The sequence below is a fragment of the Kitasatospora arboriphila genome (genome assembly GCF_039528095.1).
Taxonomy (GTDB): domain Bacteria; phylum Actinomycetota; class Actinomycetes; order Streptomycetales; family Streptomycetaceae; genus Kitasatospora; species Kitasatospora arboriphila.
In genome coordinates this window covers 30,338-35,071 of record NZ_BAAALD010000079.1, presented here as the reverse complement: position 1 = coordinate 35,071, position 4,734 = coordinate 30,338, and the positions used below count along the sequence as shown (strand labels likewise).

The following is a 4,734-nucleotide window of genomic DNA, read 5'->3' as shown; positions in this document are numbered from 1 at the left end:
CCGCCCCCCCCCGGCCTCGCCCCCCCAGGGAGGCCAGCCCGCCCCCGCCCAGCCCGCACCGGCCGCGCCGGACGCCGCCGGGGTGGCGCACGCCGCCACCCAGGTGGCGCACGCCATCGACCTGCCCGGCGGCCCCGGCGCGTCCGGACCCGGTGCGCCCGCGCCCGGCCCCCCGATGCCCCCGCCGCCGGCCGGCATGCCCCCCGTCCCGGGACCGCCGCCGCCCGGCTACGGCTACCCCGGCGCCGGTCCGGTGGGCGCCCCGCCGGCCGTGCCCGCGCCGCCCGCGCCCGCGCCGCAGGCCGCCCCGGTGCCGCCGCCCGCCGCCGGGGTGCCGACCATCGGCCCCGGCACCCAGGCCGTGATCAGCTACCGCCGTCCGGACGGCTCCGAGCAGTCGCTGGTGATGGCCAGCGAGCCCGGCACCCCGCACCCGGAGTGGAAGGCGCTGCAGGAGATGCGCCGCCTCGGCGTGCCGCCGGACCAGGTGCTGGAGTTCCACACCGAGCTGGAGCTGTGCGACCTGCCCGGTGGCTACTGCGCCCGGATGGTGAAGTCCTCCTGGCCGAACGTGCGGATCACCCACACCGTCCCGTACGGTCGCGACCGGCAGGCCCGGCAGGCCGGCATGGCGATGCTGCTGGACCATCTGGACCAGCTGCACCAGCTGGCCGCCGCCCCGCAGCGGCCCCGGCCGGTGCAGGCGCCGCTGCCGCCGCCCGGTGCCGTCCCGCAGCTGCCGCAGATCCCCCCGCAGCAGCTCGGGGCGGAGCTCGGGCAGGCGTTCGGCGGTGCGGTGTTCCGCTTCGAGCAGCGTGCCGTCTCCCGGCAGGGCGTGCCCGAGGCGGTCGCCCAGACGCTGATGTGGGCCGGTCTGCCGCGCGAGTTCCCGCCGTTCTTCTGGGCGCAGGCCCAGGAGGGCCGGCCGATCCCGACGCTGGCCGAGCTGGCCGCCGAGCGCGGCCGCCCGGCAGGCCCGGACTTCGGCGGCTACCTGGTGCTCGGCAACGACTACGGACGGCAGCTGTGCGTCCAGTACGGCACCGCCGCGGTGGTCGCCGTCGACCTGGAGGGAACCGGTGAGCCGCCCCGCTTCGTCAACACCGGCGTGCCGGAGTTCGTCCGCAGCCTCGCCGTCCTCGGCCGGATGTGGCGGCTCCGGTACGGCCTGACGCCGGAGCAGGCCGGTCGCTGGACGACCGACCTGCAGGCCCAGCTGATGGCGGTCGACCCGGCGGCGCTGTACACCCCCGAGGGCTGGTGGGCGGTGCTCCTGGAGCAGCTCTGGGACGGTCTGATGTAGCAGCCCGGGGGCGGGCCGTACGGTCCCGCCCCCGGCCTCGCCTTGTTGGGCTTTCGACCGTATCTGCGCAAAATAGGTCAAGTGGGTGCCCCGTGGGACGCCCGCGAACAGATGCACACCCACAGCACAAGGGGAAGAGCCGATGAGCGACGCCGTCTCCCAGCACGGCTTCACGGTGGCCCGCCGCGGCTACGCCATGGAGCAGGTCGACGCGACCCTCCGGGCGCTGACCGCCGACCGCGACGAGGCCTGGGAGCGGCTCAGCGTGCTCGGGGCCGGTCTGCGGGAGATGGAGAAGCGCCTCGGCGAGATCCTCCGGGCCAAGGAGGACGCGCCCGAGCCCGACTACGGACGGCTCAGCGCCCAGGCCGGCGCGCTCATGCTGATCGCCGAGAACGAGGCCGCGGCCGTCCGTGACAACGCCGCCCGCGACGCCGAGCAGGCCCGGGCCGACGCCGAGCAGGCCGGCAGGGCCGCCGCCCGCGCGGCCGAGACGCACTCCGCGACCGTCCGCGGCGAGGCCGAGCAGGCCGCCCGGGCCACCGAGGACCGCAGCCGCGCCGAGGCCGAGTCGATCCTCGACCAGGCCGAGCAGGACGCCCGGACCACCCACGACACCGCCACCGCCGACGCCGCCCGCACCCGGGTCGCCGCCGCCGAGGCCGAGGAGCGCGCCGAGGACAAGCTCGCCGAGCTGCGGCGCCGCTCCGACGAGATGTTCGCCGAGGCGGAGGCCCGGGCCGACGCCGAGGAGGCCAAGATCACCTCCGGTGCGGAGCGCCGCCTGCGGGAGGCCGAGCAGCACCGCGAGGACATCCTCGCGGAGATCCGCGCCATCGAGGGCGCCGCCCAGAAGCGCGCCGAGGACCTGCTCGCCGCCGCCCGCCGCAAGGCCGACAACATCCGCTCCAACAGCGAGTCGGACCAGTCCGACTTCGCCGCGCGGCACGCCGAGATGCAGGAGCGCCTCGACACCGTCAAGCAGACCCTCGCGGAGCTGACCGGCGCCGCCCTCGGCAGCATCGAGCCCGGCAGCCGCCCGGCCGCACTGGAGGCCGCGGCCAAGGAGGCGAACGAGCCCGAGCTGACCCTCGACCTGCTGCTGAAGAAGCCGCTGCCGGCCGCGGAGGCGCCTGCCGTCGAGGCCGAGCCGGCGACCGTCCCCGAGGAGGCCGCGGCCGAGGTGCGCACCGAGGCCGCCGAGCAGGCCGCCCCGGTGGAGAACGCCGCCGAGGAGCCCGGGGCCGAGCCGAAGATCGTCCCCAAGATCGTCATCGTGGACGACGGCATCGACCACGACACCCGCCCCAACCGGGTCACCCGCCGCGGCTGAGCGGCCGCCCTGGGCTCACAGCACCTCGACCGCGGCCCCCGTCAGCCGCCGCCGGCAGTCCAGCACGTACTGCGCGTGCTCGGTGATGCCCGCGTAGTCGAACTCGTCGTGGTCGGCGAGCAGCACCACCGCGTCGGCGGCGGCCAGCTCCTCCGGCGTCGCCTCGACGCGGTGGACGGTGGCCAGCGGGTCGCCCTCGTGGTCGGGGGAGGCGGTGCGCTGGCCGGGGACGGTGGGTTCGGCGACGTGGACGCCGGCCACCACGTGCGGGTCGGCGGCGCGGACCTCGGCGCCCATCCTGGTCAGCAGCTCGACCACCCGGGCGGCCGGGGTCTCCCGGGCGTCGCCGGTGTTCTTCTTGTAGGCGAGGCCGAGGACGAGGATCCGGGAGCCGTTGACGGAGCGGCGCCGCTCGTTGAGCGCCTCGGTGAGGCGCTGCACCACGTAGTCCGGCATGTGGCTGTTGACGTCGTTGGCCAGTTCCACGAAGCGGAAGGACCGGCCGAGGGTCCGCTCGACCCGCCAGGACAGGTAGGACGGGTCGATCGGCAGGCAGTGGCCGCCGACGCCCGGCCCCGGGGTGAACCGCAGGTAGCCGAAGGGCTTGGTGGAGGCCGCGTCGATGGCCTCCCACACGTCGATGCCGAGGTCGTGGGCGAACATCGCCAGCTCGTTGACCAGGGCGATGTTCACGTGCCGGAAGGTGTTCTCCAGCAGCTTGGTCAGCTCGGCCTCCTTGCAGGAGGAGACCGGCACGGTGCGCTCCACCAGCTGCCCGTAGAAGCCCTCGACCGCGGCCAGCCCCTCCGCCGTCGTGCCGGAGACGACCTTCGGGGTGTTCTCCAGCTTCCACCGCGGGTTGCCCGGGTCGATCCGCTCGGGGGAGTAGCCGAGGTGGAAGTCGTCACCGGCCCGCAGCCCGGAGCCCTCCTCCAGCAGCGGGGCCAGAAGCTCCTCGGTGGTGCCCGGGTAGGTGGTGGACTCCAGGACGACGGTCGCGCCGGGCCGCAGGTGGCGGGCGAGCAGCTGCGCCGAGGCCTCGATGTACGACAGGTCGGGGGCGCCGTCGCGCAGCGGGGTGGGCACGGTGATCACCGCGATGTCGAAGCCGGCCACGTCCGAGGGGTCGGCCGAGGGCAGGTAGGCGCCGCTGTCGAGGAGCGGCTGCAGCCGGCTGCCGGGGATGTCCTCGACGTAGGACTCGCCGACCGCGAGCCGCTTGATGCGCCGCTCGTCGACGTCGTACCCGACCACGGTGTGCCCGACCTCGGCGGCCCGGACGGCCAGCGGCAGTCCGACGTAGCCCTGCCCTGCGATGACCACGCGCATGACGAAGTACCCCCTCCATCGCGACGGTGCGCACACCCTCTGCGGGGCGGGCCCACACCTTCTTCACACGAGGGTACGGAGGGCGTGCCGGTGCGTGGGCGGCTTCGGGCAAACGCGTGCGTCCGGCACAACCGGGCCTTCCGGCCCAGCGGTTGACAGGGCGTGCCGACGGTCATGGGATGGACGTATGAACGAGCCGCCGCACGAGGCACTGGTGCTGCTCGCCCCCGTCGAGGGGGTGCTCGACCGCCTGCGGGAACTGGTGGCGGTGACCCAGCTGGGCTCGCAGCGGGTGGTCTTGGCCGTGGTCGGGGAGGGGCAGCGGGAGAAGGTCCTCGCACTGCCCGGAGTCCTCGGGGTCTACACCGACGCCGTGCCGGACACCGCCCGCCGGGTCTTCTCGCCGGGGGAGCAGTTGTTCGTCTCGGCCTGGGAGGCGCGGGCCCGGCCCAAGGAGCGGCCCGGTGACGGGCTGGCCTGGGACGACCCCGGCTTCCGGCCGCCGGACCGGCCGACGGGCGGGCCGTCCTGACGACCTCCGGCCGCTGACGACCTCCGGCCGCTGACGACCTCCGGGCTGCTGGCGACCTCCGGCCGCTGCTGACACCGGGCGGCCCCGACGACGGGCGGCCCGTCCTGGGACGGGCCGCCCGCGGGGCACGGTCACCGGCAGCGGCCGGTCACCCGGAGTGCCGGGTCACAGGAGCCGCCACGGGCCGTTCCAGTGGAAGGCGGGTCCGGAGTCGCGCCAGAAGAACTGCAGGGTGTC

General features: G+C 75.5%; 4 protein-coding genes. 3 read left to right on the top strand and 1 reads right to left on the bottom strand.

The window, feature by feature from the left end; genetic code table 11:
- Both ABD353_RS30075 and ABD353_RS30070 read left to right on the top strand, forming a co-directional pair.
- Positions 1–1,303: SUKH-4 family immunity protein (locus ABD353_RS30075; RefSeq protein ID WP_344626839.1), on the top strand; the 1,303-nt coding region annotated here is incomplete at its 5' end.
- A 142-nt stretch (positions 1,304–1,445) separates the two neighbouring features.
- Positions 1,446–2,636 (top strand): hypothetical protein, encoded by a 1,191-nt coding sequence (locus tag ABD353_RS30070; protein WP_344626838.1) that lies wholly within the window; start codon positions 1,446–1,448, stop codon positions 2,634–2,636.
- A gap of 15 nt (positions 2,637–2,651) precedes the next feature.
- Here ABD353_RS30070 and ABD353_RS30065 read toward each other — a convergent pair whose 3' ends face one another.
- Complete coding sequence (locus tag ABD353_RS30065; protein ID WP_344626837.1) at positions 2,652–3,965, bottom strand: nucleotide sugar dehydrogenase; 1,314 nt, start codon at positions 3,963–3,965, stop codon at positions 2,652–2,654.
- Between the two features lie 187 nt (positions 3,966–4,152).
- On the opposite strand from ABD353_RS30065, the gene ABD353_RS30060 reads away from it, so the two are divergent.
- On the top strand, positions 4,153–4,497 hold the full coding sequence (locus tag ABD353_RS30060; protein WP_344626836.1) for a hypothetical protein: 345 nt from the start codon (positions 4,153–4,155) through the stop codon (positions 4,495–4,497).
- The last annotated feature ends 237 nt before the right edge of the window (positions 4,498–4,734 follow it).

Coding starts and splice junctions, on each gene's coding strand:
- ABD353_RS30070 (WP_344626838.1), top strand. CDS start 1,446: ATGAGCGACGCCGTCTCCCAGCACGGCTTCACGGTGGCCCGCCGCGGC.
- ABD353_RS30065 (WP_344626837.1), bottom strand. CDS start 3,965: ATGCGCGTGGTCATCGCAGGGCAGGGCTACGTCGGACTGCCGCTGGCC.
- ABD353_RS30060 (WP_344626836.1), top strand. CDS start 4,153: ATGAACGAGCCGCCGCACGAGGCACTGGTGCTGCTCGCCCCCGTCGAG.